Raw genomic sequence first — 26,054 nt, 5'->3', positions numbered from 1 at the left:
TTGTGGAAGATCACCGTTTTACTGGATCTCCGTCCTCATGTCCTGAGAACCACGTCTTGACGGCACCGCGAAAGCCTTAACTACCTGGCCTTGGGGGAAGCCCCGACCGTGGGCGAACCGGGCATAGTGCCCCGCCCGGATAAGGACGATCAGACGGAAACCTCCGCCCAGCCCATCGGCAGCGAGATGTGTTCGTGCGTTATCAACCACTTGCCACTCGACCGCCAGCAACAGACGGTCGATCGCAGCCATACCGCGCCCTCGGGCGCGCCGGTTTTGCGCCTTCCGCTGTCCAAGTGAAGCATGTGCACGAACGCGATATCCCCGCTCACCGCGACGTTCAGCTCGTGCGTTTCCAGGTCGATGGGGCCATCGTATTCATCGAACCACCGCAAGAAGTTGCGGCGGACCTCATCGGATCCCATGAACTGAAGAGGGGGAACAACATCGTAATAGACGATGTCGGAAGAATAGAGTGACATGAGTCGATTAATGTCCTTTGCCTGGCAGGCATCGACTCGACTGTCCAAGAGCGCCCTAATCTCGGAATCGTTCGAGGTCATCGCATCCTCCGCGCAAGAAGTCTTACCGCAACCAGTTCGCCTGGCGACGGCCCCCGTGGTCTCAGTAGTCCGACGACGCAGTCCCTCGCATGTGAGCTGTCACGATCCGTCGTGGTCTGCGCCGTACAGTCCCGTTGGTGTTCCATAGCGGATCAGGCGGCGCGGCCGGCCTTGAGCGCGGCCGCGGTGTCGACGACGCGGCGGGCCTGGTGCCGGGCCGCCTGTAAGGCCACCTCGCTGGGCGGGCCATCGCCCGCCACGTGGGAGGTGCCGTAGGGGTTACCTGACTGGAACTGGATGGGATCGGTGTAGCCGGGCGGCACGATGATGCCGCCCCAGTGGTAGAACGTGTTCCCCAGTGCCAGGAGGGTGGATTCCTGGCCGCCGTGGGCGGTGTTGGAGGCGGTGAAAGCCGAGTACACCTTGCCCGCCAGCTTGCCTTGGAACCACAGGGGACCGGTGGTGTCGATGAACTGCCTGAGCTGGCCGGCCGGGTTGCCGAAGCGGGTGGGGGTGCCGAACAGCACCGCGTCGGCCCAGACCAGATCGTCGTGACCGGCCTCGGGGACGTCGGCGACATCCTGGAGGTGCTGGGCCCAGGCCGGATTGGCGCTGATCGCCTCCGGTGGGGCCAGTTCGGCGACCCTGCGCACTCGCACGTGCGCGCCGGCTTTCTCCGCGCCCTCCGCGGCGGCTTGGGCCAAGGCGTGCACCGTGCCGGTGGCACTGTAGTAGATGATCGCGACGTTCACGGGTTCCATGATCGATTGTCCTTCCTCGTGCGTGCTGCCGGGTACGACGAAACAGCCCCGCGAAGTGTGAGGCGACGCGCCGACCTCACACTTCGGCGCGATGTCTCGTCGAGACTGGATGAGAGCAGAGCGACCGAGGGAGCTGGCGACACCATGACCGACCCATCCGACTCGTCAGGGCCAGAACGCGGCCCGGATGATCTGGGCCTGAGCGCGATCATGAGCGAGCGGCGCCAGCTGATCAATCTCACCTACCGGCTCCTCGGCTCGCTGGCCGACGCCGACGACGTCGTGCAGGAGACCTACGCCCGCTGGTACGCCATGACCCCGCGGCAGCAAGCGGCCATCGACGCGCCCGGCGGCTGGCTGAGGACCGTCGCCAGCCGCATCTGCCTCGACCTGCTCGGCTCGGCACGCGCCCGGCGGGAACGCTACGTGGGCGAATGGATCCCCGAGCCGCTGCCCGACCGGACCGAGTGGGACGGCGGGCGGACGGGCGGCGCCATGGCCGACCCGGCGGACCGGGTCACCCTCGACGAGTCGGTCAACATGGCCTTCCTCGTCGTGCTCGACGCGATGACGCCGGCCGAGCGCGTCGCGTTCATCCTGCACGACGTCTTCAGCTACACGTTCGTCGAAGTGGCCCGGATCGTCGGCCGCACGCCGGCGGCCTGCCGCCAACTCGCCACCTCGGCCCGCCGCCGCATCCGCGCGTCGCAGGCTTCCGCGACCCCGGCAGCCCAGCGCGCCGACATCGTCAGAGCCTTCAAGCGGGCCTGGGAGGCCAAGGACATCGACGCCCTCATCGGCCTCCTCGATCCCGATGCCACGGCGACCGGCGACGGCGGCGGACTAGCCAGCGCCGAACTCCACCCGATCGAAGGCGCCGAGCAGATCGCACACTTCTTCACCGATCAGGCCGGTGCGGCACTTGACGTGACAATCCAGGAGCGCACGGTAAACGGCCAGCCCGGTCTGGTAACTCAGCACCACGGCGTCACCGTGACGGTGCTGGCGTTCGACGTCGCAGACGACCGGATCCAGCACATCTGGGCTGTACTCAACCCCGACAAGCTCCGGCCTTGGACGACGAGTTGACACGCACCTCCACACCACCGGGTCCGCTGACGCCTGTCGATGCCTGGAGGCAGCAGCAGGTCGAACACCCGGATCCGCCTGATCGACGTCGGCGACGCCGATGCCATCTCCGCGCATCCTTACCGCGTGCTGCGCAACCTCATCCTCGGGCTGGCCGGCCGCATCCCCGCCGTCCGCAACCGCCTGGCCTGGCAGCTGTCCGGCCTGAACAGAAGGCAAGCGTCGTGAACGCCCTCCTCACCCGAAGCGCCGCATCGTGAAACGTGAGGAGTACGCCGCGGCGCTGGGTGAATTGATCATGGTGGGTACCATCCGAGGGCCGGGAGGTGCGGGCCCGGCGCACATCGCGCACCATCGACGGCCGCTCCCTCAAATCATCGCCTTCAACGCCGAGTCGATCGCATCGACCAGTGGGTCGCCTTCCGTGCCAGGACGGCGTACGAGGCCGATCTCGACGTCCGGCAGTGGCGGCAGAACCTGCGGAGACGACACGATCGTCAGGTCGGGGTCGACGTTCGCCGGCAAGAAGGCGCTCACGCCAAGCCCTGCGCTGACCGCGGCGCGTACGCCGGCAAGCCCTGTGCTCTCGAAAGCCACGCGCCAACTCCGGCCTGCCTCATCGAGCGCCTCCAAGAGCGAGGTCCGCCAGCGGCAGGGTTGTGAGAACAGCACCAGAGGCAGGGGGTCGGCCATCAGGTCGACCCCCTGACCCGTCACCCACACGAGCGGGTGCCGTACCGACCAGCGGGGCGACTCGACCAAGTAGCCGACGTCGCCCAGTGCGAGGAGGATGCGGCCGTTCTCGAAAGCCTCGCGCATCAGCGGGCCCGAAAGGATCATGACCTCAAGCGTGACCTCGGGGTGCAGGCGCGCGAAATCCGCGAGCAACTGTGGCAGGCGCGCGACCGCCAGATCCTCCAGGATCCCGATCCCGCAGTGTCCGGTGAGGGCCTTGGACGTGCTGGCCAGGGCCTGCGCGGACAAGGCGATGATCCGCTCGGCGTACGGCAGCAGCGCCTCCCCGGCTTTGGTCGGTGAGACTCCCGAGGGCGTCCGGTGGAGCAACGGCAGACCGACCACACGCTCCAGACGGCGTAGCTGCTGACTGACACCGGGCTGGGTATGCCGCAGGACGGTCGCCGCCCGGCTGATGCTGCCGGCCCTGATCGTGGTGACAAATGCCCTGAGTAACGTGACGTCCAGATCGTTAGCCATAAGTATTCATTATGGCTCATCTACGAATAATGCCAGTTCCTTTGGTACTGATACATGCCCTAGCGTGACGCCATCGGCGACACGCGGCCGGCGCAAGCCGGGGGATATGGAACGGGGAGAGCGGCGATGACGGACGGCCGCACGCGGGCGAGCACGCCTATCGATGATCTCGCGGAGGGGTACCTTGCGGATCACATCGCACTCGATCCGATCATGGCCACCGAGCTCGGCATCACCGAGCACCAGACTCGGCTGCCGAACCTTTCGCCGGACGGACTCTCCGAGATATCAACCCTGCGGCGCCGGGTGTTGACAGCGCTCGATGGCGCCGCCCCGAGGGACAGGGCCGATCGCATCACGGCGGCCGCACTGCGGGAGCGACTCGAGGCGGCCGAAGGTCTCAGGGAGACCGGCGCCGAGGAATCCCACCTGAACAACCTGAACAGCCCTCTGCAAAAAGTCCGGTTGGCCTTCGAGCTGATGCCGACCGAGACGGTCGAGGACTGGGCCACCGTGGCGGTCCGGCTCGCCCAGGTGCCGGCGGCGGTGGACGGATACATCGCGTCGCTACGGTACGCCGTCCACCGAGGAGACCCGATCGCGCGTCACCAGGTCAACGTGGGCATCGCACAGTGTACCGCCACGTACGCCGACGATGGCTTCTTCGCCACCCTCGCGACGAAGGCACAAGGAATGCCACGCTCGGCGCTGAAGGATGTGGAGCGCGGCGCCCAGGCCGCCAGGGGCGCGTACGCGCAGCTGGCGGACTTCCTGGCCGAGGAGTTGGCGGGAAGGGCCGTCGATGTGGCAGGGGTGGGACGGGACAGGTACGCCCGATTCGCACGCTCCAGTCTCGGGACGACCATCGACATCGAGGACACCTACGCCTGGGGCCAGAGCGAACTTCGCCGGATCAGCGAGGAGATGGCCGAGATCGCCGAACGGATCCTACCGGGAAGCTCCGTCCAGGAAGCGATGCGCTTCCTGGACACCGATCCGTCACGTCGGCTGACCGGAACCGACGCCCTCCGCGCCTGGATGCAGCGCACCTGTGAGGAGGCGGTCGCCGCGCTGGCCGACAAGCATTTCGACGTGCCCAGGGCCGTTCGCGACGTGGAGTGCATCGTCGTCCCGACCGGCGGCGGGATCTATTACACGGGGCCCAGCGAGGACCTCTCCCGGCCAGGGCGCGTGTGGTGGGGGGTGTCGCCGGGCGCGACCGAGTTCGCCACCTGGCGGGAGCTGAGCACCGTTTATCACGAAGGCGTGCCCGGACACCATCTTCAAGTCGGGCAGACGGCGTATCGGCGTGATCAGCTGAACCGCTGGCGCCGGCTGGCGGCCTGGGTCGACGGGCACGGCGAGGGTTGGGCCTTGTATGCCGAGCGCTTGATGGCCGAGCTGGGCTTTCTCGACGACCCAGGCGACCGCATGGGCATGCTGGCCAGCCAGGCCTTCCGAGCCGTGCGCGTCGTCATCGACGTCGGCTTCCATTGCGGGCTGCCGGCTCCGGCCGAGGTCGGCGGCGGATCATGGACGTACGGCAAGGCTATCCGCCTGCTGAGCAACCACTCCATCAAGAGCGAGGAACGGGTGCGGTTCGAGATCGATCGCTATCTTGGTCTCCCGGCCCAGGCCTCCTCGTACAAGCTCGGCGAGCGAAGCTGGCTGCTCCTGCGAGATGCGGTCCGGACCCGCGACGGCGCCGCGTTCGACCTCACGTCCTTTCACCGCGACGCGCTGGACCTCGGCAGCATCGGCCTGAGCATCCTGAGTGGCGCGATGCTCGGCGCATACGACGACGACCGGCCATGAGGTCATTCCGGTCCGCAGAAGCATTGATCAAGGCCCCCTGCCAACGCACCTCCGATCGATCCAGGAAGGCGATGCCCTCGTGACCGATATCCGACGCGGAACGCTGTACGGAGCCGCCGCGTACGTCGTGTGGGGCATCTACCCGCTGTACTGGCCCCTGCTCAAACCCTCCGGCGCCGTCGAGATCCTCGCGCACCGCATCGTATGGTCGCTGTTCGTCGTGGCCGCGATCCTGATGATCCGCCGAAGCGGCTGGCAGTGGGCAGGCGAGTTACTGCGCCAACCCAGAAAACTGCTCCTGCTGGCCACGGGCGCTCTGATCATCTCGGTGAACTGGGTCACCTACATCTACGCGGTCAACACCGATCACGTGGTGGAAGGCTCGCTCGGCTACTTCATCAACCCCCTGGTGAGCGTGTCCTTCGGGGTGATCATTCTGAAAGAGCGGTTGCGCCGCTCGCAGTGGATCGCCGTCGGTCTCGGCGGGCTGGCCGTGGTCCTGCTGGCCATCGACTACGGCAGCCCGCCGTGGATCGCACTCTGCCTGGCGTTCACGTTCGCCCTCTACGGCCTGGTCAAGAAGCAGGCGAAGGTGGGCGCGGTAGAGAGTCTCGCCGTCGAAACCCTGGTCCTCCTCGCGCCTGCCGCGGTTTACCTCTTCTTCCTCAGCCAGCAGGGCTCCTCGACGTTCGGCCACCACGGACTCGCACACGCCTTGCTGCTGGCGGGCGCCGGCATCGTCACCGCGGCACCGCTCCTGTGCTTCACCGCGAGTGCGATCAGGGTCCCGCTGAGCACCCTCGGGCTTCTGCAGTACATCGCTCCTGTCCTGCAGTTCCTCTGCGGCGTGCTCATTGCCCAGGAGGCCATGCCTCCCAGTCGCTGGCTGGGATTCGCCATTGTCTGGCTCGCCTTGGTGATCCTCACCGTGGACAGCCTCCGTCAAGCACGCCTGTCCCATCCGTCCCGTGAAAACCTCCAGCCGGTTCAGCGGTCAAGCAAGCTGTGAAGCCCACGTCTCCGCCAACGTGCGTGTCCGACGCCCCGCACGGACACGCACGTTGGCGGGCAGTTCAACTGGGTGCTGCGGCGGACGGCCCCTGGGAGGTCATGCCAGCGCCGTCGGAGTCCGAGAAGCAGCCCAGCAAACGGTCGATGGCGAGGTGGGCTCGAGCGGCCGCCTCCCGGTCCTGGTGAAGTTGGACCGCCTGGTTGGTGACCAGCGCGATTCCCTCCAATTCGAAGGCCAGTTGCGCCGCGTCGGTGGACGCCGGCAGACCACCGGTCTCGGCGGCGCCGCGGATCTCGGTGACAAGCGTGTTCCGCCACAACCGAGACATCGTGACGACCAAGTCATGCAGACGGCCTGGGCGGGCGTCATACTCTCCGGCGGCGGTGGTGAGCAGGCATCCCCCGACTGATATCTCATCGCCGGTCAGGTAGTCGATCCATGCCCGGCACAGTCGCGCGAGCCGCTCCAGCCCCGGTGGCGCATCTTGGAGGCCGCCGAGCACGTGCCGATTGAATCGAACCACCGCGGACTGGAAAGCAGCTTCCTGAAGCGCCTGCTTGGAACCGAAGGGCCCGACCACGCCGGCCTTGCTCATATCGAGCTCCTGCGCCAGGCGCCCAATGGTCAGGGCCTCAAATCCGTCGATACCCGCGATCGCGACGGCCGCGTCGACGATCCGCCCACGGGTGGCGGCGGCCTCTGCATTTGATCGGCGAGGACTCATCAATCAAGATTAGCGCACAAGCGTTCGCTATTGCTCACGCATGGACCTTCTAGCACTCGATGCGTCGGCGTTTGACCACCTGGGGCGCCCGGGTGTTGTCACGCTTCGTCCGGCCGACCTTGGCACGAGGTATCTCTGCCAGGGCCGGCCGGCACTGATGCCATGACCGGAGCGACAGGAGGGCTGCGGGGATGGTGCGCCTACTTCCGGCACGGGGTCTCCAAAGCGACCGTCCACTACCTCGACGTCTACGCCTGGCGACGGGTTGCGGCACGGCTGCGCAAACGACACCTCGCGATCACCTGGAAGAAGCTCCACCGACGCTTCCCGACCGGCAGGCCAGGCAACCACCAGCGAAGAACGAGATCGTCATCTTCGACACCATGCAGGTCGAGGTCCCTCGTTACCGGTGGCGCGCGAACCACATCCCGACACCATCAACGAGCATCTTGGAGGTGACAGCCGCCAGCTGACACGGGAGCCCGTGGAGCGCCGGATGCGCGGAGACCGCTTGTCCGGTGCGGAGGGCGGGCCGGGGAAACGGGCCCGGAGAAATCCCGGAACCGCGCCCCGGTCCGACCCCTACATCATCGGCAAAAACGGCACCTCGGCCATCGGCACCCTGGCCAAGCGCACCACCCGCTACGTGATGCTCACCACCTGCCCATCGACCGCAGCGCCGAACGCATGCGCGACGCCCTGGTGGAGACCATGGCCACGCTGTCCGCCCATCTCAAGCGCTCCCTGACCTGGGATCAGGGGTCTCCGATCTTGATCGGGAAACGGTCGGCCGACTCGCGCTGGAAGGTCACCGTACGTGACGGTTGATGGGGACCTCTGACCCGGACATGCGAAACCCGTGGTTCTTGTGGATCATGACTGTTCTCTACGCAGTCAACCCCCAAAGGAACCACGGGCGTGCACAACTCTATCGAGACCTCCGCCGAGGCGACACTGCTGCTTGATCTGGAAGGCCTGCACGTGGTCAAGGTCGAGCGCGACCACGACGGCCACCGGATCGTCCACATCGTCACCGCCGACGAATCTGCCCGTGCCTGCCCGGCCTGCGGCGTCTTCTCCATCACCGCCAAGGAACGGGTGGCTACCCGGCCACGGGACCTGTGCACAGGCGGCTCCCCGTTCACCCTGCTGTGGCACAAATTCCGGTGGAGCTGCCGCGAACCGCTGTGCCCGCGAGGCTCGTTCACCGAGCAGATCCCCCAGGTCAGCGCCGAGATGCGGACGACCGCCCGGCTGCGCCGCGCCTGCGGACGCGCGATCGCCGACGGCGGCCGCACCATCACCCAAGCCGCCCGCGACCACCGCCTCTCCTGGCCATCGCCATGCGCGAACTACACGCCTACGCCACCGAGGTACTGCCCGACCAACCCGCACCCACCCCCGTGATCGGCATCGACGAGATCCGCCGCGGCCGCCCCCGCTGGGCGCAAGAACCCAGCACCGGGAAATACCGGCTGGTCGCGGACCGCTGGCATGTCGGCTTCACCGACCTCGCTACCGGCCAGGGACTGCTCGGCCAGGTCGAAGGCCGCCTCTCCACCTCAGTGGCGGCCTGGTTGAACGCCCGCCCCGAGGCATGGCGAACAGCGGTCACCCACGTGGCGATCGACATGTGCCAGACCTTCCGCTGCGCGGTCCGCGCCGCCCTGCCCCACACCACCATCGTGGTCGACCACTTCCACCTCGTGCAGCTGGCCAACGGCAAGCTCGCCGACCTGCGCCGCCGCCTGACCTGGAAGATGCGTGAGCGTCGCGGCCGAACGGGAGACCCCGAATACGACCACCGGCGGCTGCTGCGCTCCAACCGCGAAGACCTCACCGACGAGCAGATCGCCATCCTGGAACGCGACCTGACCAGGATCGGAACCTACGGCCGACACATCCTGGCCGGCTGGCACGCCAAGGAGAAACTGCGACACCTGCTCGCCCTGGCCCGCACCAACCCCACCCGCTCGACGATCGCCCACCGCCTGCACGCCTTCTACACCTGGTGCGTCGACCATCCCTACCTGCCCGAGCTCGTCACGCTCGCCCAGACCGTCGCCTCCTGGTGGAACGAGATCGAGGCGTTCCTGCTCACCGGAATCACCAACGCCAAGAGCGAGGGCACTTCCGAAGGTGAATGGCCCGTCCCCAGCATCGCTCGAACAGGACAAGCCGCGTCCACCGAAGCGAGACGAGGAGAATTATGGGCCGCTGATCTCCGGGCACCCCGAGGGTTTCACAACCTCCATACCGATCGGAGCCAAAGTCCCGGGTTTGCTATAGCGATCCGACTTCGTTGGGGTGGGCGCGATGCCCTGCTCCATCAATGATCCGTCCACAGACCAGAACGGCTCCTGCAAAGAGCCAGGACCACTAAGGCCATCAAGCTTCGTTTGTTCATACGCTACTCGCAATCGTTCCCAATACTACGGAAGCCCACCACCATGGTTGGAGTATTCGACCCTGTGCGCCCTTATCGTTCGGAAAAACTCGAACTTCACTTTTCCGATGTGGACGTGGGCGCCCTTCATCGCCAAATCTTGATAGGCAACCGAACCATGAATGCAGTTGTTGTTGTGAACGAGGACTGGCGCCTCGCCCGCAAGGAGATAGTACGTATCGAGGCACGAATGGCTTGCTCCCCGTGACAATGACTGCTTCACACCCAGGCCAGCGCGGCGGTACCCCTCGCACATACAAAGGCTCCAAACGGAAATGAAAAGTCGCCCAGGCACTTTGAGCGACTTTACATTGATCCCTGCTGGTCAGGGGCTACGGAGTTCCTATGCGCAGAAATTCACCATAGATTCGCTGCAGCAGAACTGCATATTGATAATGGGCGCCGACAACTTCTCCTTCTTCGGTGGTCATGCCTTCGCCGAATCGTTCCAGGCGAGAGATGATCCCTTCAAGCAACCCCATGACGTCCGCCCGGCCCGGCCTGAATATCCCCTCGTCGACAAAAAGGATCACCTGGGTCACATATTCGTCAGCGAGAGCTAGATCGCCATGAATGAGTGCAAGGTTCTCTCCTGCGCGCAACAGATTCTCGCCGCGGCGTAGACCAGGAAACGACAAGCGTCGCCAGAGAGTGTAGTTCTCCATGAAATCTGACAAAGACTCGTCCTCTCCTTAGTCGACGCCATACCAGAATGATACGACCTTGCCGTCGGGGCCGATGATCCCGCCCTTACCCGTCTTCGGGTCCACGTATTTTATCGCGCTCAGGCCGTCCACCAGCGACTCCAATCTGGCATTGAGCCCCATCTTCCCTCCTGGCTGGGCAATGCCCGTCGCCCAGCCTTTCGCGTCCTGGAGGTACTGCTCACGCGTGACACCGCGCTTCCTTGCATGCTTGTCCCAGTGGAATTCAAACTGAGCTTGCGAGGTTCTTTCACTGGGGTTATGGAAGACGCTGTCGATTTGCTCGGTGCACAATCCTGCATTGTGCACCAGCACGGGCACCGTACCGGCGAGCACATAGTACGTGTGGAGGCCGCGGATGGTGAGGTTGTAGGCGGTTTGGAGCCGGTGGAAGTGGCGGGTGGCGGTGATGGTGAGGTTGTGGCCGTCGGCGGAGCGCAGGGTCATGCCGGGCTTGAGGTCGCCGGCGTTGATCCAGGCGTGTGCGCTGGGTGACCAGAAGGAGTGGTGGTCGGTTGCGGTGATGGAACTGGGTTGGTGCTGGGTGTTGATGGTGATTGTGGTGAAGTCTGTGTCGTTGGGGGTGACGATGGTGGCGTCGATGTCGCGGGGGCCGGATGTGGAGGTTTGCGGGTCGGTGGCCGCGACGTCGTCGCCTAGTTTGAGTTTCTCGATGGGTGTGACGGTGCCGTCGGCCAGGAGGACCAGGGTGCCGGCGGGGAAACTGTCACGGCAAGCGTTCAGCTTCGGCTTCGGCTTCGGCTTAGTTTTCTTTGCCGCACCGGCGGCTTCTTTGATTTTCTTGGCGGCTTTGACAGGCTTTCCCCACGGCAAAAGCATCGCGCAGTCTATGGGGTCGAGGTTGCCGCAGCCCTGAATTTCCGCGCGCGGGTCCATCAACGAAAAGGCGATGCCGCCGGCCTTTGTAGCGATGTCCCAGAACTTCCGCCCCTTTGACTTCTTCTTGGGCGCCTTGACTTCGACCTCGGGATAGAACATCCAGTTGTCCCGAGTTTCAATACCAGATCGGTTGACCATCCAGTCGTCACGGGTATCGACATCGGGGGATGTGCCGCCGGCTTTATTGTCGGGGGTGGTCCAGTCGATGTCCGGGTCCTTGCTCATCCCACCCCCTAGGGCGCCGCCGCCAGGGGAGCACAGGCTCCCGGCACACAGGCCGGTGGGGTCGCTGGTGGTGACGGGGTTGTTGTCGCTGTAGGCGTAGCCGTTCATCTGCTGGGGGCTGCCGGCGACGAGGATGGGGTCGGCGGAGATGAAGCGGCCGATGGCGGGGTCGTATTCGCGGGCGCCGAGATGGGTCAGGCCGGTGGTGGGGTCGTCGGTGCCGCCGACGAAGCCCTTGGTGCCGGGCCAGCCGGTCGGCTCAGTGCCGCGCAGGTCGCCGAAGGGGGTGGTGCGGCGCTGTCGCAGGGCCAGGGTGGCCGCGTCGATGGCGAGTTCGCCGGTGGCGTGGTGGTCGGGGACGACGAAGGAGACGGTGTTGTCGTTGGTGCGGACGGCCTGGACGCCGTTGCCGAGGTCGTAGTAGCGGGTGGCGGTGGCGGCGGTGGCGCCCTTGAGCAGGGTGATCTCGGTGCCGCCGAGGTAGAGCGTGGTGGCGGTGTCGGTGCGTTTGATCAGGCGGGTGCCGTCGGCGTCGTAGAGGTAGGAGGTGGTGGCGCCGGTGTGGCCGGCGGCCGGGGCGACCTTGGTCAGGTTGCCTTCGGTGTCCCAGGTCAGGACCTGCTGGTCACCGCCGAGCGTGCGGGTGATGGTGCGGCCGGCCGGGTCGTAGCCGTAGAGGTTGCGGGCGGTGCCGCCGTTGGGTCCGGTGGTGTCGGTCTGGGTGAGGGTGTGCGGCTGTGGCTGTTTGGGGTCGGGGTAGGTGTAGCGCTGTTTGACGTCCTTGGCGGTGTCGCCGCTGGGGTGGTGGTCGGTCTGGGTGTCGCGGTTGCCGGTGGCGCCGTAGGTCCAGGACTGCCAGTACGGTGCCGGGCCGCCCAGGACCGACGCCGAGGGTGTGGCCGCGCAGGCGGTGGTGTTCTGGGCCCAGGCTTGCAGCAGCCGCTGGAGGGCGTCGTAGGCGAAACACTGGTTGTCGGTGCCGTCGCGTGAGGTGTCGGCGATCGAGGTGATGTCGCCGATCTGGTCGTAGCCGTAGGTGGTGAACCGGTCGACCCCGGCGACGTCTTCGCGGTCGACGCGGGAGGTTTTCAGCCGCTGGGTGCCCCACTCGTAGGCGAGGGTGAGCCAGGTGTGCTTGGCGCCGGTGGCGGTGGTGGCGAGTTCGTACTGCTGTGGCCTGCCGGTCAAGCTGTAGCGGGTGTCGGTCAGGTAGGCGGAGGTGCCGCTCACCGTGATCGGGCGGTGCACCGAGTCGTAGCCGAGGGTGACCGTCTCGCCCGGGAGGGAGCCCTGGGGAGGCAGACCCGCCGACATCAGCGTCCCGTCCGGGTTGTACTTGGTGTCGAAGTCGTAGCTGCCCGCCAGCGCGCCCTCCGCCGCGGGGATGGACACGATGGAGCGGGTGACCCGGTCCAGGGCGTCGTAGGTGTCGATCGTGGTGGTGTAGGGGTGGCCGTTGTCGTAACGGGTGGCGGAGGCCAGCAGCCCCTTGCCGCGGTAGGCCGTGTCGTAGGTCCAGCCGGCGAGTTTGGTGCCGGTGGCGCTGCCGGCGTGCAGCGCGGTCCGGCGGCCGAGACCGTCGTAGACGTAGGCGAGGGTGTTGCCGCTGCTACGCGAGTCGGTGCTGGTCTGCAGCAGGCCGCGGTCGTCGTAGGCGAAGCTGCTGGTGCCGGTGTCGGGGTCCTTCGCCTCGCGCTGGCGGCCGAGCTGGTCATAGGAGTAGGACCAGGAGTTGTCGTCGGTGTCGGTGATGGAGGCGAGTTGGCCCGCGGGGGTGTAGCCGTAGCGGGTCTTGTCGGGCGTGCCGGTGGGGGCGGGCGTGTGATACTGCCACAGCTCGGTGCTCTGGCCCCGGCTGTCGAAGAGCGTGGTGGTGGTGGTGCCGCCGGTGGGCGGGGTCACGGTGATGCGATCACCGCCGTAGGTCGTGGTGGTGGTCGCGAGCACGGTGCCGCCGTCGCCGTTCCCGGCGACCTGCTTCTGCTGGGTCTCCCGGCCGAGGCCGTCGTAGGTGTGCCAGGTCTGAGCCTCCACCGACAAAGCCTTGTCCGGCCCGGTCAGCGTCTTGGACGGCGCCGAGGTCATGTAGTACGGCGCGAACTCCTTGGCCGTCAGGCCGCGCTCGTCGTAGAAGGTGTCGGCGACCACGCTGCCGCCGTCTGGGCCCGGCTCCTGACTCTGGCGCGGATTCAGGAAACCGTCGTAGATGAGGTAGGAGGTGTCTTGGGTGTTGTCGTTGTTGAGGGTCTTGGTGCCGACGGCGACCGGCGCGTCGTCGGCGATGGTGTAGGTGTGCTCGACGTTGGGGCTCAGGTTGTCGGCCCGGTCGGCAAGCCACGTCTTCAGCACACGGCCGAGCGCGTCGTAGGTGTTCTTGGTGCGTTTGCCGTTGATGTCGGTCACCGTGAGCGGTGCGCCGCGCAACGCCTCCAGGCTCGTGGTGGTGCTCAGCGCCGAGTCGGGCTTGGCCGGGTCGGCGGGCGGCGTGGTGACCGTCGTCGACGTCGGGATGCCGGTGGACGGGGAGTAGACCGTTTTGGTGGTGCGTCCGTCGGTGCGGGCGGTGCGGGCCGGTACGCCGGTGTTGGTCGCGGTGAGGTTGGCGGTGAGGTCGGTGCTGGTGAGTTCCCGGCCGTAGCGGTCGTAGGTGGCGCCCGACTCCAGGTAGGTGCCGGTCGTGCCGTCGTGCGACTTGAGCGTGGCGGTGTACCAGGCGACACCCTTGGTGGGCACCGCGGTGTAGCTGGAGCCGTCATAGGCCAGACGCACGTCGGAGATCACCTGGGTGCCGCGCTTGGGCGCGGTGCCACAGTCCACCGCGACCGTCTCGGTCCGCGCCGGCATGAGCAGGTTCGCGTCGGTGTTGTCGAGGAAGGTGACCCGGGTGCAGCGCTCGTCGCCGGTGACCGTGATGTCACCGAGGTCATCGCTCTGGGTGATGCGTCCGGCGGTGGTCTCCAAGGTGTTCTTGGCGAGCGTCTGCCGCCACTTCAGCCCGGCGCCGTTGTCGAGTGAGACGAAGCTCTGCGTGACGTCGGTGCCGCTCAGGTTGGCGGCGGTGGTCCCCCACGAGCGCTCACGAACCGCGCTCTGGTGAAACCAGCCATGATGGACCGTCTTGGACAGCACACGCCCGCCGGGCCCTGAATACTGTTCCGTGCGGTATTCGAAACCGGCCAGCGCCTCCCAGTCGGTGAGGGTGACGCCTTCACCGTTGTCGAACGTGACGGGCTTGGTGCCGCCGTCGGTGTTGCGCCGATCGCCATGCATCCCGCGCTGGAAGTAGTGATCGCTTTGGGAGAGCATGCCGGAGGTGCCGCCGCTCTGCACCCGGACGCGCCGATACCCGCGCCATTGCGACCAGGTCTTGTATTTCTCCTTGGTCAGGCCGTCGTCATCGTCGAAGTGCCAGGCGGCGTCGTCCAGATAGTCATACCGGGTGACGCGGTCCGGCGAGGCGTTGGTGCGGTCGCTCTGGGTGACCGAGACCACGACGTACTTGTTGAACCACTGAAGCGAAGGGTCGAGATCACCCGAGGCGGTGGAATACACCGGATAACAGCGCGTCGTATTCGTCTCCGGCGCCGGGAGCTTGCCCCAGTCACAGGCGGCAGCCGAGTAGGTGACATCGATCTGCCCGCCACTCTCGTCCACGACCGTACCCAGCCGGGCCTTGATGAACGGAGCCGTGCCATCGCCCTGCTTGTCCAGCCGGTTGGCGCCCTGGCGGTAGTCGAACGTCACCTTCGGCAAGGTGACGTGCGGAGTGGCGCTCTTGCCGGTGTGCTGGATGGAGTCGAGCAGCAACTGATAGTCGATGTCCGCCATCCCCCACACGTGGGTGAAGGCCCAGCTGTCGACATCGGCATAGCTCCCGCCCGCCGCCAGCACCTGAGTGGTCACCGACGTCAGACGGTTACGCGTCCAGAACGTCGGCGCGAAACTCGTGCAATCGGCACCGGCCTTACAGTTTCGATCCCAGGGCGTGTCATACCAGTGCGCCGACTGGGTGGCGATCGTGTCCGGCGCACACGTCACACCGGAGACGGGCAGACACCGCTCAGCGGAACCGAAAACAACCCGCGCCAGCGGCTTGGCCGCGTACATCGCATCGCTGCGCAGACCGTACTCGATGCGCTCCAAGGTGCCGCCACGGGTGTAAGCGGTGTCGTCGGCAGCGATCAGGTTACGGCTGTAGGAGTTGCCCTCCCGGTTGTAGTAATAGGCGATGGCGTTGCCGTGCGTATCGACGACGTAGTCGAGATTCCACCGCCACGCCTGCTGACACCACGAGGCCGCGAAGGTCGCGGCGTGGCAGGGTTCGTCGGCGTTGTTGCCATAGACCGGGACGGCCCAGGTGGAATCGGTGCTCTCCTTACCACTCGACCACCCAGGCAACTTGTGGTAACCGAAGTAGTACTGGGTGCCATCAGTGGTCGTGACCCGCCAATACTCCTGGTCGTCATCCCCGTTGTCGCGCACATCGGTGGCCGAACCCTTCAGCTTCTCGACCCTGGTGCCGTCATCGTCCTTCAGCTTCCAGCGGTTGGCCCCGGCCGGGATCAGCTCGCCGCCCTGGCCGTTCAGGCTGAGCGTGGCGTTGTCATAACCCCAGCACCGATCGAACGGCTTGACCCCGTTGGTAGCCGGCGCCCCATCATCCGAACAAGACTTGTAGCCCCGCTCGATGAATCCCGGCCACGCCTCGAAACCATCCCCAGCCCAAGACGACTGATTGTTGGTCGTACTGGTCCGGCCGTCAACGCCGCCCGAGGAGTAGGAGATACCGACCACGGGCGCCAGCCCACCCGGCACCACCGGCGCCGGCATAGGGTAGGACCAAGAGAAACTCCCGGCATTGAGACCCATCTGCCAGGTCGCCGACGGCGAAAGCGGCGTCGCACCATAATCCCCGCCATCCCCGGCGGCCCCCGCCGTCACCGCCAGGACCGCCACCAGCCCACCCCCCGTCGCAGCCGCGGCCGGCAAAGTCACCGCCGCCGCGGTCAGAGTCCGACCGGCGCTGTCGTTGGTCGCCGCCACCGGCACCCCCGCACGGCACTGCGCCTGGTCCGGGGTGGTCAACACGCACGCCGGTAACTGGATGAGACGCAGACGCGAACCGTAGCCGCCGCCATAGACCTGCGCGAAACGGCTGTAGTCGATCTCCAGGCCGACGCTGCCCGGCTCGGCGACGTCATCGGTACGGCGTGCGGTGAGCAGCATGCCGTTAACCTGGGCCGCACCAGCAGCCGCCGGACTCTCAACAGTGATCTCAGCAGTGGCGACCGATGCGGGAACAGCGGCGGCCGATGCGGAACTCTTCTCGCGCGCCACACCGGCAGCCGCCCCCGCCCCCGACGGAGCCCGCAGCGCGATCGGCAACCCATCCAGCGGAGCACGCGCCTCCTCCCCGCTGCTCACTGTGGGCACCGACGCGGACGCACGACCCGCCACCGGCCACACCGCAGCGGGCGGCGGCACCACCACGGCCGGATCACGTTCACGCGGCGTCACCTTGATCGGATGCCCGGGAACCGGCTTGTCCGCCTCCACCACCTCGGGACGACCCGTGCTCGCATCAGACGGCACGGCCGCCACCGTCGTACCGGCCAGCACCAACACCGACGCCAACGCCGACGCCAACACCAGCCGCACAGCCGACCCCCGCAACTGCCTTGTCATTGGTTCATCCTTCTGTCCACTCTTCAGCGCGCGCCATCGCACCGGCGCCCTGACCAGGTGATAGTTCGAAGTTCTAAGAAATGTTGCCGCGCTCGCGCGTTCACGGCGTGCCTACCTCCTGGTGGGTGGCCACGTACAACACGGCCACCCACCAGGAGGTCACCTGCTAGCCGGCACCTGGGACGGTGGTCGGCATTCCTCGCGTGCCGGCGGCGAGTTGCTGGATCTGCGTCTGGCTGAGCACTCCCTGGAACGCCCAGACGTCATCGATGGAGCCCGACCAGTTCCCGCTCCAGACCCCGTTCGTCTTCACACGGCCCAGTTGCAGCGACTTCGTGGCGTTGAACCCGAACATGTTCGAAGCCCAGGAAACGCCGTCGGCACAGGCGGCATCGTCCTGCGTGCCGTCACCATCGGAATCCGGGCAGGCCAGCTGCTGGAGCTGACCATTGACATACAGACTCATCCGGCCGGCGAAAGAGTCATAGGCCAGCGCCAGATGGTTCCAGCCGCGAGAGCCGAAATCATCAAAATTGGTGTTGTCCGCGCCGGCCGTCGCCGCGGCGGTGGTGTCCGTCTCCGGCATCACGATCCGCCACGCCCCGGTCCCGGCCACGCCCGGCACATAACGGACGCTGAACCCACTGTTGACCGAGCCCTCCTGGCTGATCACCGTCTCTTCCTTCGTCGGCCGAGCACCCGAGGCCAGCGCCCAGGCCGTGACCGTGAAACTCCGGCTGGTGTCGATCGGGACACCGCTGGTGGCGGCGTAGTCGTCCACACCGTCCAAGTTGAGCCCGCGGCCATCCACCCAGCCAGTGTCGATCTTCGCCCCGTTGAACAACGTCACAGGGCGATTGCCGGCCGAGGCGTCCGGGGACGTGACCGGACTACCGCTGGACGAATCCAACTGCCAGCGGCCCTTGACCACCGGATACTGGGCGAACAGCCCCCTGACCTCGTCCACCGACACGGCCCGGTCAAAGAACCGGACATCATCCAGATCACCCTTGAAGAAGTTGGCGAGACCCGTGGGATAGTTCGACGCGCCGAGCGTAATCGGACCGGTGGCCAGCCACGGAGTGGTGAACGCCTCGGTGGCGACGAGAACACCGTTGACATACAGCCGCATCTGAGCGGTGTCGATGTCATACACGGCGACCACATGCGACCACTCCCCCAGCCGAGCCGCCGCACATGTCGGCGAACCCGCGGGGCAGGCGTTCTGAACGGCCCTGACGAGCGGAGCGCCCGCAGTGTCGGACGCCGCTCGCTGGAATACCCAGCCGGTGCTGTTGTGATAAACCTCGAAACCACGATTGGCCGCACCGGCCTGATGTGCTGCGACCGAGACCCGGTCCTCGACCGCCGGCTGCGCCCACAACGACACCGCGAAACTCTGGTAAGTGTCGAGCACCGGCTGCGTGGTCACGGCGCGATCGTCCACACCGTCCAGATTCATCCCGGTCCCGGTCACAGCCGGGCCACCCAGCCGCGGCGACCCATGCAGCACAGCCTCCACCAGCTGACCGTGGCCGGTCAGCGAAGTCGCCTTGGCGTCCTCGTCGAACGACCACACGACCTTGGCCGGTCGTTGCGGGGACGTCACCGGCTGCTTGGCGGCCAGGCGGGCGATCTGATCAGCGGGTAGCTGATTGTCGAAGAACTGCGCCTCGTCCAGGTCTCCGGAGAAGAACGACTTGAACGTGCCGTTCTGGGCGCCGGCGCCGATCACCGTCTGCCCGCGCGCGTCCCACGGTCCGCTGAAAGGTGCCGTCGCCGCGAGTGTCCCGTTCACATACAACTTCAGTAGCTTGTTCGTGTTGTCGAACACGCCCGCGACATGCGTCCAGGTAGCCAACCGGCTCGCGGCACATGCCGTGTCGCCGACCGGACAGGATGGCTGGGAAGCCGTCACGAGTCCCTGGCCGGCCTGGTTGTCGGAGGTGAACCGCCCGAACACCCAGCCGCCAGAGGTGGGTGAGTAGTACAGCTGGAAGCCACTGGTGTACTGCCCACTCTGCGACAACGCCATCAAGGGCTGGGTGGGCTGCTGGGCCGGCAGCCTCGCCCACACCGACACCGCGAAGCTCTTCCCCGTGTTCAACACTGGAGCCGCCGTGGCGGCGTAGCCGTCCGCGCCATCCAGATGCACCCCCGTCGCGGTATCACCCACACCCGCACCACCGGCGTGCGCGCCGCCATGAAGATCGGCCACCCAAGCGCCGCCGGTACCACCGACCGACGACGCGCCCGCCTGCTCATCCAGCCCCAGCGACAGGCGCTCCGGCTGCCCGGCCCGCACCCGGAACTGATATCTGGTGATCTGGCTGCCGTTGCCGGCGGTGTCGAAGGCCTGCGCCGTCACATAGTTCACGCCCGGCTTGGTCGGCATGAACTTCACCGACACCACGCCGCCACCGGAGGTGCTCACGGTGTGGGCACTGCTGGGATCGTCGTTGATGCCGAACCAGTACTTGACGACATCCGTCGAAGCCGAGTCGATCGCGAACGACCCATAACGGCCCACACCATCCGTCCACGGATCAGCAGGATTCTCCGGATCAGAAGCCGGATACTGCCCAGAGGAGATGGCCGGTCCCGCCGGCACGGACGTGTCGTAGATCAACCAGCAGGTCGTCGCCGAACCCGCCCAGGACCACGGCGAATATTCAGCTTTGTCGTAAGAGCGCGCGTACCAGCCGATGACCTTGTTCTTCGGCACGCTTGCGGGCAGGGTGGCCTCGAAATCGGAACCCGACTGTTTGTACGTCGACAGCGCGGACGCCCAGCGCATGATCGATCCCTTGCCGTCTCCGGAGTCCCAGTTGGCGGCGAACTGCACCGCCACGGCCTCATCATCGGGATCGGTCACGTTGTTCGCCGTCAACTTCGGCAGGCTACGCACATACTTGGGCGCGCCGGCCTTCCCACATGCCCCGCCCGGCTGTGACGTCAACTGCGACATGGAGATCTGTGCCGGAGGCCGGTTGTACTCCACCCGCAGGGAGGCGTGATCGGAGAAACGCTTCCACCCATACGGATCGTTCTCATCGCTCGCCCTGATCCCGAACGTGGTGGTCGTCCAACCATGTGCCGCCGCCTCCTGCACGGCCCGCCCCGCCCAGAACTCGACATCACCGGCGGCACACCCGGATCCATAGCCATGCGCGGTGTTCACCGTCTGCAGCTTGTCGATCCAGAAGCCGGAGGCCAGCTGGGAATTCCACGTCGTGGACGACGAGATCCCCTTCGTCCGCCACAGCTCGACGTTCCGCGGCTCGCAACTGTAGGCGTGGGTCTCCCGCACCACGAACTCCGCCGACACGATCTTCTTCCCGATGAATTCAGAGGTCGGCACCTGATAGAACAACCGCTTCACATCAGCGGGCGCGCACCGGGATTCGTCCGCGCAGTAGCCGACGCCGGCATCGGAATCACCGTTGAACTTCCACTGCGGCGATGATGCCCAGTACCGCGACGCCATCGTCCAGCTCGACGCCACCGGCGAAGACACTTTCGGATCGATGTACACCGGATACCGGGCGTTCTCTAACAGCCCCTGATCAGGGGTGAGCACCAGTTCCCGGCCGCCGGAGGCAAGAGCCACGCCGATCGGCGCGACCTTCGCCGAATCCCCCGGTCCAGCAGAGGCGTCCGGCACCGTCCCGGCCTGCGCGGGAGCTGCCGCCGCGCCGGCCCGCGCCTGGGCCGTCGCGGTGCCCGCGGCGCCGGAATCCCACATCATCGGCTTCGGCGCCTCGAACACCACCCCGCCGGCACCCGGATCCACGGCCTGAAAGCCCCCGTCAGGCGTCCGGCTCATCATCATTCCACCGGAATCCATCGCCAGCCGCAGCTCAGCCAGACGCGGATCCGCCGCCGCCGCCGCGGTCTTGACCACCAGCACCTCCGACGCGCCGTCCACATCGGCGCGCGCCAGAAGATCCACGCCGGGCAGAACCTCGGGATAGGTCGCGGTGTCGCCCGCGATGGACGGCGCGGGCAGCGCCGCCGGCCACGACAGGCTCAGCTTCCGCCCGGCACGCTCCAAAGTGATCAGCGGCTGGTCCCCGCCACCGGAGAACGCGATCTCAACAGCGGCCACCTTCGGCCCGACCGACCCGTCCGGACGCCGCTCCAGCCCGGTGTCGATGGCCTTCCATTCCCCACCGACCCGGCTCCGCACCGGCCGCAGGTGCTTCACCGCCTGCAAATGACCCTGCGAAGTGGCGTACACCTCGCTGGACTCACCGCGCAGCGAGGCGATCTCAACGTTCTGGCCCGTGCGGGCGGCCTCCGCCAGCGCCGCGTTCTCAGTGTCGACCACGAGGGGCGACGGAGTCACAGTACGCGGCGCGGCGGACATCTCCGTGCTCGCCGCAGCTCGGCCGCCCAGCACGGCATGGCAGGCAACCAACAGCACCAAGCCCGAGAAGAACGCGGTTAATCGCGCATATCTGTGGTCCAGCATCGTGCTCCACCTTTCGATATTATCTGTATTTCATATCATATGAAGATCGCATACCGCAGAGGGGGTGGGATCATGAACACCTGTCGGCCCCGCCCCATCCAGGTGTTCATGTGGGCGCGGCGAGACAGACGGCGATCCCGCGACCGAATCGTGTGACGGGATCGCGATCACCCTGCGGGCGTCGGTCTTCAGCCGATGCCGTTCACCTGCGGACTGGACGAGATCCCTTGCGTGTCGTGGCCGGTCGATCCGCCGGCGATGCGCCGCAGAAACGCGGCGACGGCGGAGGGGTGAGTGAGGTGCGGATGGTGCCCGGTGGCGGGAATGGTCATGACGGTGGCCGGGCCGGGGTCACCGATCAGCGGATCGAGTTGTCCGGTGACGATGTGGATCGGGACCGAGGCGGGCATGGACCGACTGAGCAGGGCATGGAGGGCGGCGCGTTCGGTGGCGTGGTTGGCGTCCCGGAGCCAGCGAGCCGTGCGGCGGGCGACGCCGGGCCGGTGCAGTTGGGCGGCGGCGCTCGCGACGGCTCGGCGGGTCTCGTCGGAGGAGCTGCTGCCGCTCGGGCCGAGGAGTGCGGCCGCGAGCCGGTCGGCGGAGATTCGCTTCAGGAGTGGTGCGGCGAGCGCCGGTGTGCGGAGCGATGGTGGGGGCCGCTGCTGCAGGAAGTAAGGGGAGATGAGGAGCAGCGCGGCGACGCGATCGGGATAGGCGGCAGCGTAGCGGAGCGCTGGTGCGGTGGCCGCGGAGTGGGCGACGATGACGGGCCGGGTCCGTACGGGTGCCAGCAGGTCGCTGAGCCAGTCCAGCGGGGTGGCCGTCGTGGGGGCCGAACGGCCGAGTCCCGGCAGGTCGGCGACGAGGGCGGGCGCGTCCAGCTCGCTTAGCACTTCCTGCCAGGACTCGCCGTCGAGGGGAAGTCCGTGCAGGAAAACGAAGCCGGGCGCGGTCCGGTCGCCTGCGACGTAGGTCCGGGACCCGCTGACTTCATGAAAACCGCCGGCCGGCCCGCCTGGGGCCGTCCCGAACCGCTCCGCCACCAGCCGATCAGCCCAGCGGCGCAACGCGGTCTCGACGGGAGGCCGCCGGAGCCCCGCGGTCTCGGCGACCCTCTCGGCCGAAGCCGTGTCATAGCGGTCCTCGGTCAGGAAGCCCAGCGTCTCGGGGTTGGCTCCGGTCAGCGCAGCGGGAAGGCGGCGGATCAGGGCGACCGGCACGTGGATCTTCGGCGCGGGTACGCCCAGGTGGCCGGCGAGCAACCTGATCATGTCGGGCAGGTCCGGGGTGTTCTCGTCGAGCACCCAGTGCAGGCCGCCGGGCCGCGGGTCGTGTTCGGGAAGCGCGGCCATGAACTTCGCGAAATGATCGACAGTGACCACGGGCACGAAGGTACGGGCGGTTCCCGGCAGCGCGGGTAGCCGGCCCGTCCACAGGTCGCGCACCACTTCAGCCAGGCCGATGTACTGGCCGGACTCGCCCGTGGCCGAGTGGCCGATCACGCTGCTGGGGTTCACCACGGTCAGGGGAACGCCCAGTTTCGCCGCGACGACCCGTACGGCCGCGTCCCCTTCGGTCTTGGAGCCTTCGTAAGCCCCCGCGTCTCGGTAGAGCCGCACCAGTTCGGCCTCCGGGAGCGGATATTGCGCCGATGCGGCCAGCCCGACCCGGTAACCCGAGACGTGGATCAGCCGGCGCAGCCCGGGCCGGGTCGCGGCCCAGCGCAGCACATTGAGGGCGCCCTCGACATTGACCGCCCTGGCCTCCTCGCGGCGCAGCCCGAACCGGTAGATGCCGGCGGCGCTGAAGACATCCCGTACCCCGGCGAGCCGCTGGTCGTCCGCCGCGCTCAGCCCCAGGCCCGCACCGCTCGTGAGATCACCGGCCACGACCGCGAGCCGCTCCGCGGCCACGCCGTGATCTCGCAGCCAGGCGCGTAACTCGTCGTCCGCCTTCGACGCGCGGACGACGGCCGCGACCCTGCGACCCTGATCCAGCAGGTGCAGCAGCGTCCACCTGCCGATGAAGCCGGTCGCGCCGAACACCACGGCGTCCGGCGCGCTGGACGAAGTCTCTTCCATCCCACTTGCCTCTCTAGACCGATCTGCATATTCACAGCCGAAAAAAAAGATGCTTGGCGGCCAATCGGTGCCAGATGGCCGGATGATGCGCTGACTGATCCGCCCGATGGAGAGTCGCCGACCAGTTGGCCCACAAGCGTCCGAGCAGCCTCGATCAGCCGGGCCCGCGTCCGATCGTCCTTGGTCGCGCCTTGATAAGATAGACCGATCTATATAATTTTGTCCAGGCCATGGGGAAATAAAGCGTGGATACAACGCGTCGTACGAGCCGGCCTCCGGTGTCACGACTGGTGAGCCCCGCTACAGCGACTCGGCATGACGTGGGTGGCTATCGAGGGCGGGTCCCCAGGTGCTGAGAGATACGCAGGAGGTAGCCGTCCGGGTCCTGCACCGCGAACTGGCGCACACCCACGGCGTCGACGGTGCGCTCGTACCAGCGCTCTTCCAACGGCAGCCACATCTCATAGCCGGCAGCGAGCAGCGTGGTGTGAATTTGGGCTACGTCATCCACTTCAACAGTGAGGTTGATCCCACGCCCGTAGGGGTAGTCCAGCTCCGCGCGCGGGTAGAGACGGTCCCAGCTCAACGGCTGCTCCAGCATCAGGTCCGCCCCACCACGTTCAAGCAAATCATCGGCGCGCAAGAGAACTTCGGCCCGGTGATCGGTTCCGGTCACAGCACCAGCAGGCCCGGACGCCGCTCTCGTCAGTGACGAAGGTGACCTCCTCCCTCCCTCACCGGCCTTGATCACCGCGCTGACTGTGACACGGTCACCGCTGTTCAGCGTGACGGTCCGCAGGACGGAGGCATGAGGCTGCGTGCCGGTGAATACCAGACGAGCGTTCGCTATCGACTAGATTACGATCGTTCGCTATTGTCGTTGCATGAACCTTCTTGCACTAGACGCAGCGGCGCTCGACCATGTGGGCAACCTGGTGGAGGGCCTGACCGAGGCGCAACTCGCTGCGGCAACCCCGTGCGCGGGCTGGACCGTGCGCGACCTGATCGACCATATGAACACCGAGCACGAGGCGATCTCCGAAGGACTCTTGAACGCCTTCATCACACTGGACCCTGATCCCAGGAGGGCCTTTCCCCAAGCCGCCGCGCGGTGGCGGGCGGCGTTCGGGCAGCCGGGCTTGCTGGAGCGGGACATCCACATCCCCAAGTACGGCGTACGGTACCCCTGCCGTCAGATCCTCTCGATACACCTGGCCGACATGCTCACCCACCACTGGGATATCAGCAGGGCCATCGGTCTCGATCCTGATCTGCCTGCCGACCTGCTGAGCGTGGCCGTGCCGGTCGCCCAGGCGTTGCCGGCCGAGGGGGCACTGCGCGGACCGGGACGCACATATGCGTCTCCGGTCCAGGTGCAGGAGAACGCCTCCCCCACCGATCTCCTCGTAGCGGCTCTGGGCCGCTCCCCGTCCTGGCGAGCCTCCCAAGAACCGGCCGCCAGGACGTCGTGACCAACCGCCGGGCCGCCCGCCGTCCGCGAGGCCCGATCAGACGGTGAGGAAGGGCTCGACGACGGCGAGGAAATCGGTCGTGCGCTCGATCATCGTCCAGTGTCCGCAACTGCCCAGGACGTGCAGCCGCGAATCGGGCAGCAGGTCCAGCAGGGCGGCGGAGGAACTCCACGGGACGACCTTGTCGTCGCGACCGTGGACCAGCAGCACCGGCTGGTCGATCGCGTTGAGCTCCGCTCCGGTCAAAGCGAGGTCGTCGACCCAGCGCTGGCGCGGCGGCGGGAACATGGCCTGCCACGAGTCGCGGACGGCCGGCCGGATGCTCGCCTCGTACCGCATCTGGACCAGGTCGTCAGTGATGAGGTCGCGGTTGTGGGCGAACAGCCCGATGACGCGGCGCGACTCCTCGATGCTGGGCTCGTAGCGCCAGACTCCGTCCAGGCCGTCGGGCAGCGGCATCGCGATCCCCATCGAGCCCATGAGGACGATGCGGCGGGGCAGGTAGGGGCGCGCGGCCGCGAGCGAGAGCGCGATCGCGCCGCCCATCGAGTTGCCGATGATGTCGATCTGGTCGATGCCGAGCTCGTCGAGCAGCGCCAGCGCGTGCCGGGTCCAGGACGCGCGGCCATACGTGCGGGCCTCACCGGTGGCCGTGCCGCCGAACCCGAGCTGGTCCGGCGCGATGACTCGCCGCGATGCCGCGAAGGCGGGGATGATCGGCCGCCAGTTCGCCAGCGCGGTCACCCCCGGGCCGGACCCGTGCAGCAACAGCAGCGGCGGTGCCGAGCTGCCGGCCGCGGGTTCGCCGGTGTCGATGACCGTTGTCGCGATCCCGCCGACCTCGACGGTCCGCGCGGCCGATGCCAGGTCTGTAGTCACACTCACGTT

Annotated in this window: 18 protein-coding genes and 1 pseudogene; 9 read left to right on the top strand and 10 right to left on the bottom strand. The window is 66.9% G+C overall.

What is annotated here, in order from left to right:
• Positions 1–149: 149 nt before the first annotated feature.
• Both ACWD0F_RS48450 and wrbA read right to left on the bottom strand, forming a co-directional pair.
• On the bottom strand, positions 150–563 hold the full coding sequence (locus tag ACWD0F_RS48450) for a YybH family protein (protein WP_449889396.1): 414 nt from the start codon (positions 561–563) through the stop codon (positions 150–152).
• Between the two features lie 152 nt (positions 564–715).
• Positions 716–1,324 carry an NAD(P)H:quinone oxidoreductase gene (gene wrbA, locus ACWD0F_RS48445; protein ID WP_449889395.1) on the bottom strand — a complete coding sequence of 203 codons (609 nt, stop codon included), beginning with the start codon at positions 1,322–1,324 and terminating at the stop codon, positions 716–718.
• A 6-nt stretch (positions 1,325–1,330) separates the two neighbouring features.
• Here wrbA and sigJ point away from each other — a divergent pair, with 6 nt between their 5' ends.
• Both sigJ and ACWD0F_RS48435 read left to right on the top strand, forming a co-directional pair.
• Positions 1,331–2,413 carry an RNA polymerase sigma factor SigJ gene (gene sigJ / locus ACWD0F_RS48440; protein ID WP_449889393.1) on the top strand — a complete coding sequence of 361 codons (1,083 nt, stop codon included), beginning with the start codon at positions 1,331–1,333 and terminating at the stop codon, positions 2,411–2,413.
• A gap of 39 nt (positions 2,414–2,452) precedes the next feature.
• Entirely contained in the window at positions 2,453–2,641 is a 189-nt protein-coding gene (locus ACWD0F_RS48435) for a hypothetical protein (RefSeq protein ID WP_449889392.1), read from the top strand.
• A gap of 141 nt (positions 2,642–2,782) precedes the next feature.
• Here ACWD0F_RS48435 and ACWD0F_RS48430 read toward each other — a convergent pair whose 3' ends face one another.
• The gene (locus ACWD0F_RS48430; protein ID WP_449889390.1) at positions 2,783–3,628 is read right to left on the bottom strand and encodes a LysR substrate-binding domain-containing protein; all 846 of its coding nucleotides are present in this window, start codon (positions 3,626–3,628) and stop codon (positions 2,783–2,785) included.
• 126 nt (positions 3,629–3,754) lie between these two features.
• Between ACWD0F_RS48430 and ACWD0F_RS48425 the strand changes: the two genes are divergently transcribed.
• Together ACWD0F_RS48425 and rarD are read left to right on the top strand one after the other, a co-directional pair.
• Entirely contained in the window at positions 3,755–5,443 is a 1,689-nt protein-coding gene (locus ACWD0F_RS48425) for a DUF885 domain-containing protein (protein ID WP_449889388.1), read from the top strand.
• Positions 5,403–6,452, top strand: a complete 1,050-nt coding sequence (rarD, locus tag ACWD0F_RS48420; RefSeq protein ID WP_449889386.1) for an EamA family transporter RarD — start codon at positions 5,403–5,405, stop codon at positions 6,450–6,452. Before ACWD0F_RS48425 ends, rarD begins: the two co-directional genes overlap by 41 nt.
• Positions 6,453–6,516: 64 nt before the next feature.
• On the opposite strand, the gene ACWD0F_RS48415 is transcribed toward rarD, so the two are convergent.
• Positions 6,517–7,179 carry a TetR/AcrR family transcriptional regulator gene (locus ACWD0F_RS48415; protein WP_449889384.1) on the bottom strand — a complete coding sequence of 221 codons (663 nt, stop codon included), beginning with the start codon at positions 7,177–7,179 and terminating at the stop codon, positions 6,517–6,519.
• A gap of 162 nt (positions 7,180–7,341) precedes the next feature.
• On the opposite strand from ACWD0F_RS48415, the gene ACWD0F_RS48410 reads away from it, so the two are divergent.
• From ACWD0F_RS48410 to ACWD0F_RS48395, 4 genes and pseudogenes are all read left to right on the top strand, one after another.
• Positions 7,342–7,638, top strand: a complete 297-nt coding sequence (locus ACWD0F_RS48410; protein ID WP_449889382.1) for a group II intron maturase-specific domain-containing protein — start codon at positions 7,342–7,344, stop codon at positions 7,636–7,638.
• A gap of 127 nt (positions 7,639–7,765) precedes the next feature.
• Positions 7,766–7,944, top strand: a pseudogene (locus tag ACWD0F_RS48405) (IS30 family transposase); the annotation flags it as partial.
• Positions 7,945–8,097: 153 nt separating this feature from the next.
• On the top strand, positions 8,098–8,586 hold the full coding sequence (locus tag ACWD0F_RS48400) for a transposase family protein (protein ID WP_449889380.1): 489 nt from the start codon (positions 8,098–8,100) through the stop codon (positions 8,584–8,586).
• Complete coding sequence (locus ACWD0F_RS48395) at positions 8,523–9,515, top strand: ISL3 family transposase (protein ID WP_449889378.1); 993 nt, start codon at positions 8,523–8,525, stop codon at positions 9,513–9,515. Before ACWD0F_RS48400 ends, ACWD0F_RS48395 begins: the two co-directional genes overlap by 64 nt.
• A gap of 442 nt (positions 9,516–9,957) precedes the next feature.
• On the opposite strand, the gene ACWD0F_RS48390 is transcribed toward ACWD0F_RS48395, so the two are convergent.
• From ACWD0F_RS48390 to ACWD0F_RS48370, 5 genes are all read right to left on the bottom strand, one after another.
• A complete protein-coding gene (locus ACWD0F_RS48390) occupies positions 9,958–10,302 on the bottom strand; it encodes a hypothetical protein (protein WP_449889376.1) in 345 nt (114 codons plus the stop codon).
• Positions 10,303–10,317: 15 nt separating this feature from the next.
• Positions 10,318–17,181: an RHS repeat-associated core domain-containing protein gene (locus tag ACWD0F_RS48385; RefSeq protein WP_449889375.1), complete on the bottom strand. Its 6,864-nt coding sequence runs from the start codon at positions 17,179–17,181 to the stop codon at positions 10,318–10,320.
• A gap of 124 nt (positions 17,182–17,305) precedes the next feature.
• Entirely contained in the window at positions 17,306–21,613 is a 4,308-nt protein-coding gene (locus ACWD0F_RS48380; protein ID WP_449889373.1) for a LamG-like jellyroll fold domain-containing protein, read from the bottom strand.
• Positions 21,614–21,801: 188 nt separating this feature from the next.
• Positions 21,802–23,694, bottom strand: a complete 1,893-nt coding sequence (locus ACWD0F_RS48375; protein WP_449889371.1) for an alpha/beta fold hydrolase — start codon at positions 23,692–23,694, stop codon at positions 21,802–21,804.
• Positions 23,695–24,022: 328 nt separating this feature from the next.
• The gene (locus tag ACWD0F_RS48370; RefSeq protein WP_449889370.1) at positions 24,023–24,370 is read right to left on the bottom strand and encodes a VOC family protein; all 348 of its coding nucleotides are present in this window, start codon (positions 24,368–24,370) and stop codon (positions 24,023–24,025) included.
• A gap of 208 nt (positions 24,371–24,578) precedes the next feature.
• Here ACWD0F_RS48370 and ACWD0F_RS48365 point away from each other — a divergent pair, with 208 nt between their 5' ends.
• Entirely contained in the window at positions 24,579–25,166 is a 588-nt protein-coding gene (locus tag ACWD0F_RS48365; RefSeq protein ID WP_449889368.1) for a TIGR03086 family metal-binding protein, read from the top strand.
• A 36-nt stretch (positions 25,167–25,202) separates the two neighbouring features.
• On the opposite strand, the gene ACWD0F_RS48360 is transcribed toward ACWD0F_RS48365, so the two are convergent.
• On the bottom strand, positions 25,203–26,051 hold the full coding sequence (locus ACWD0F_RS48360; protein ID WP_449889367.1) for an alpha/beta fold hydrolase: 849 nt from the start codon (positions 26,049–26,051) through the stop codon (positions 25,203–25,205).
• Between the last annotated feature and the right edge of the window lie 3 nt (positions 26,052–26,054).

The organism is Nonomuraea sp. NPDC002799, from assembly GCF_053592075.1.
Note: the sequence above shows the minus strand (reverse complement) of the source record. Positions and strands in the feature narration are given on the sequence as shown.

Coding starts and splice junctions, on each gene's coding strand:
- wrbA (WP_449889395.1), bottom strand. CDS start 1,324: ATGGAACCCGTGAACGTCGCGATCATCTACTACAGTGCCACCGGCACG.
- ACWD0F_RS48425 (WP_449889388.1), top strand. CDS start 3,755: ATGACGGACGGCCGCACGCGGGCGAGCACGCCTATCGATGATCTCGCG.
- ACWD0F_RS48435 (WP_449889392.1), top strand. CDS start 2,453: ATGCCTGGAGGCAGCAGCAGGTCGAACACCCGGATCCGCCTGATCGAC.
- ACWD0F_RS48395 (WP_449889378.1), top strand. CDS start 8,523: ATGCGCGAACTACACGCCTACGCCACCGAGGTACTGCCCGACCAACCC.
- ACWD0F_RS48410 (WP_449889382.1), top strand. CDS start 7,342: ATGACCGGAGCGACAGGAGGGCTGCGGGGATGGTGCGCCTACTTCCGG.
- ACWD0F_RS48380 (WP_449889373.1), bottom strand. CDS start 21,613: ATGCTGGACCACAGATATGCGCGATTAACCGCGTTCTTCTCGGGCTTG.
- ACWD0F_RS48365 (WP_449889368.1), top strand. CDS start 24,579: ATGAACCTTCTTGCACTAGACGCAGCGGCGCTCGACCATGTGGGCAAC.
- ACWD0F_RS48415 (WP_449889384.1), bottom strand. CDS start 7,179: ATGAGTCCTCGCCGATCAAATGCAGAGGCCGCCGCCACCCGTGGGCGG.
- ACWD0F_RS48450 (WP_449889396.1), bottom strand. CDS start 563: ATGACCTCGAACGATTCCGAGATTAGGGCGCTCTTGGACAGTCGAGTC.
- ACWD0F_RS48375 (WP_449889371.1), bottom strand. CDS start 23,694: ATGGAAGAGACTTCGTCCAGCGCGCCGGACGCCGTGGTGTTCGGCGCG.
- ACWD0F_RS48430 (WP_449889390.1), bottom strand. CDS start 3,628: ATGGCTAACGATCTGGACGTCACGTTACTCAGGGCATTTGTCACCACG.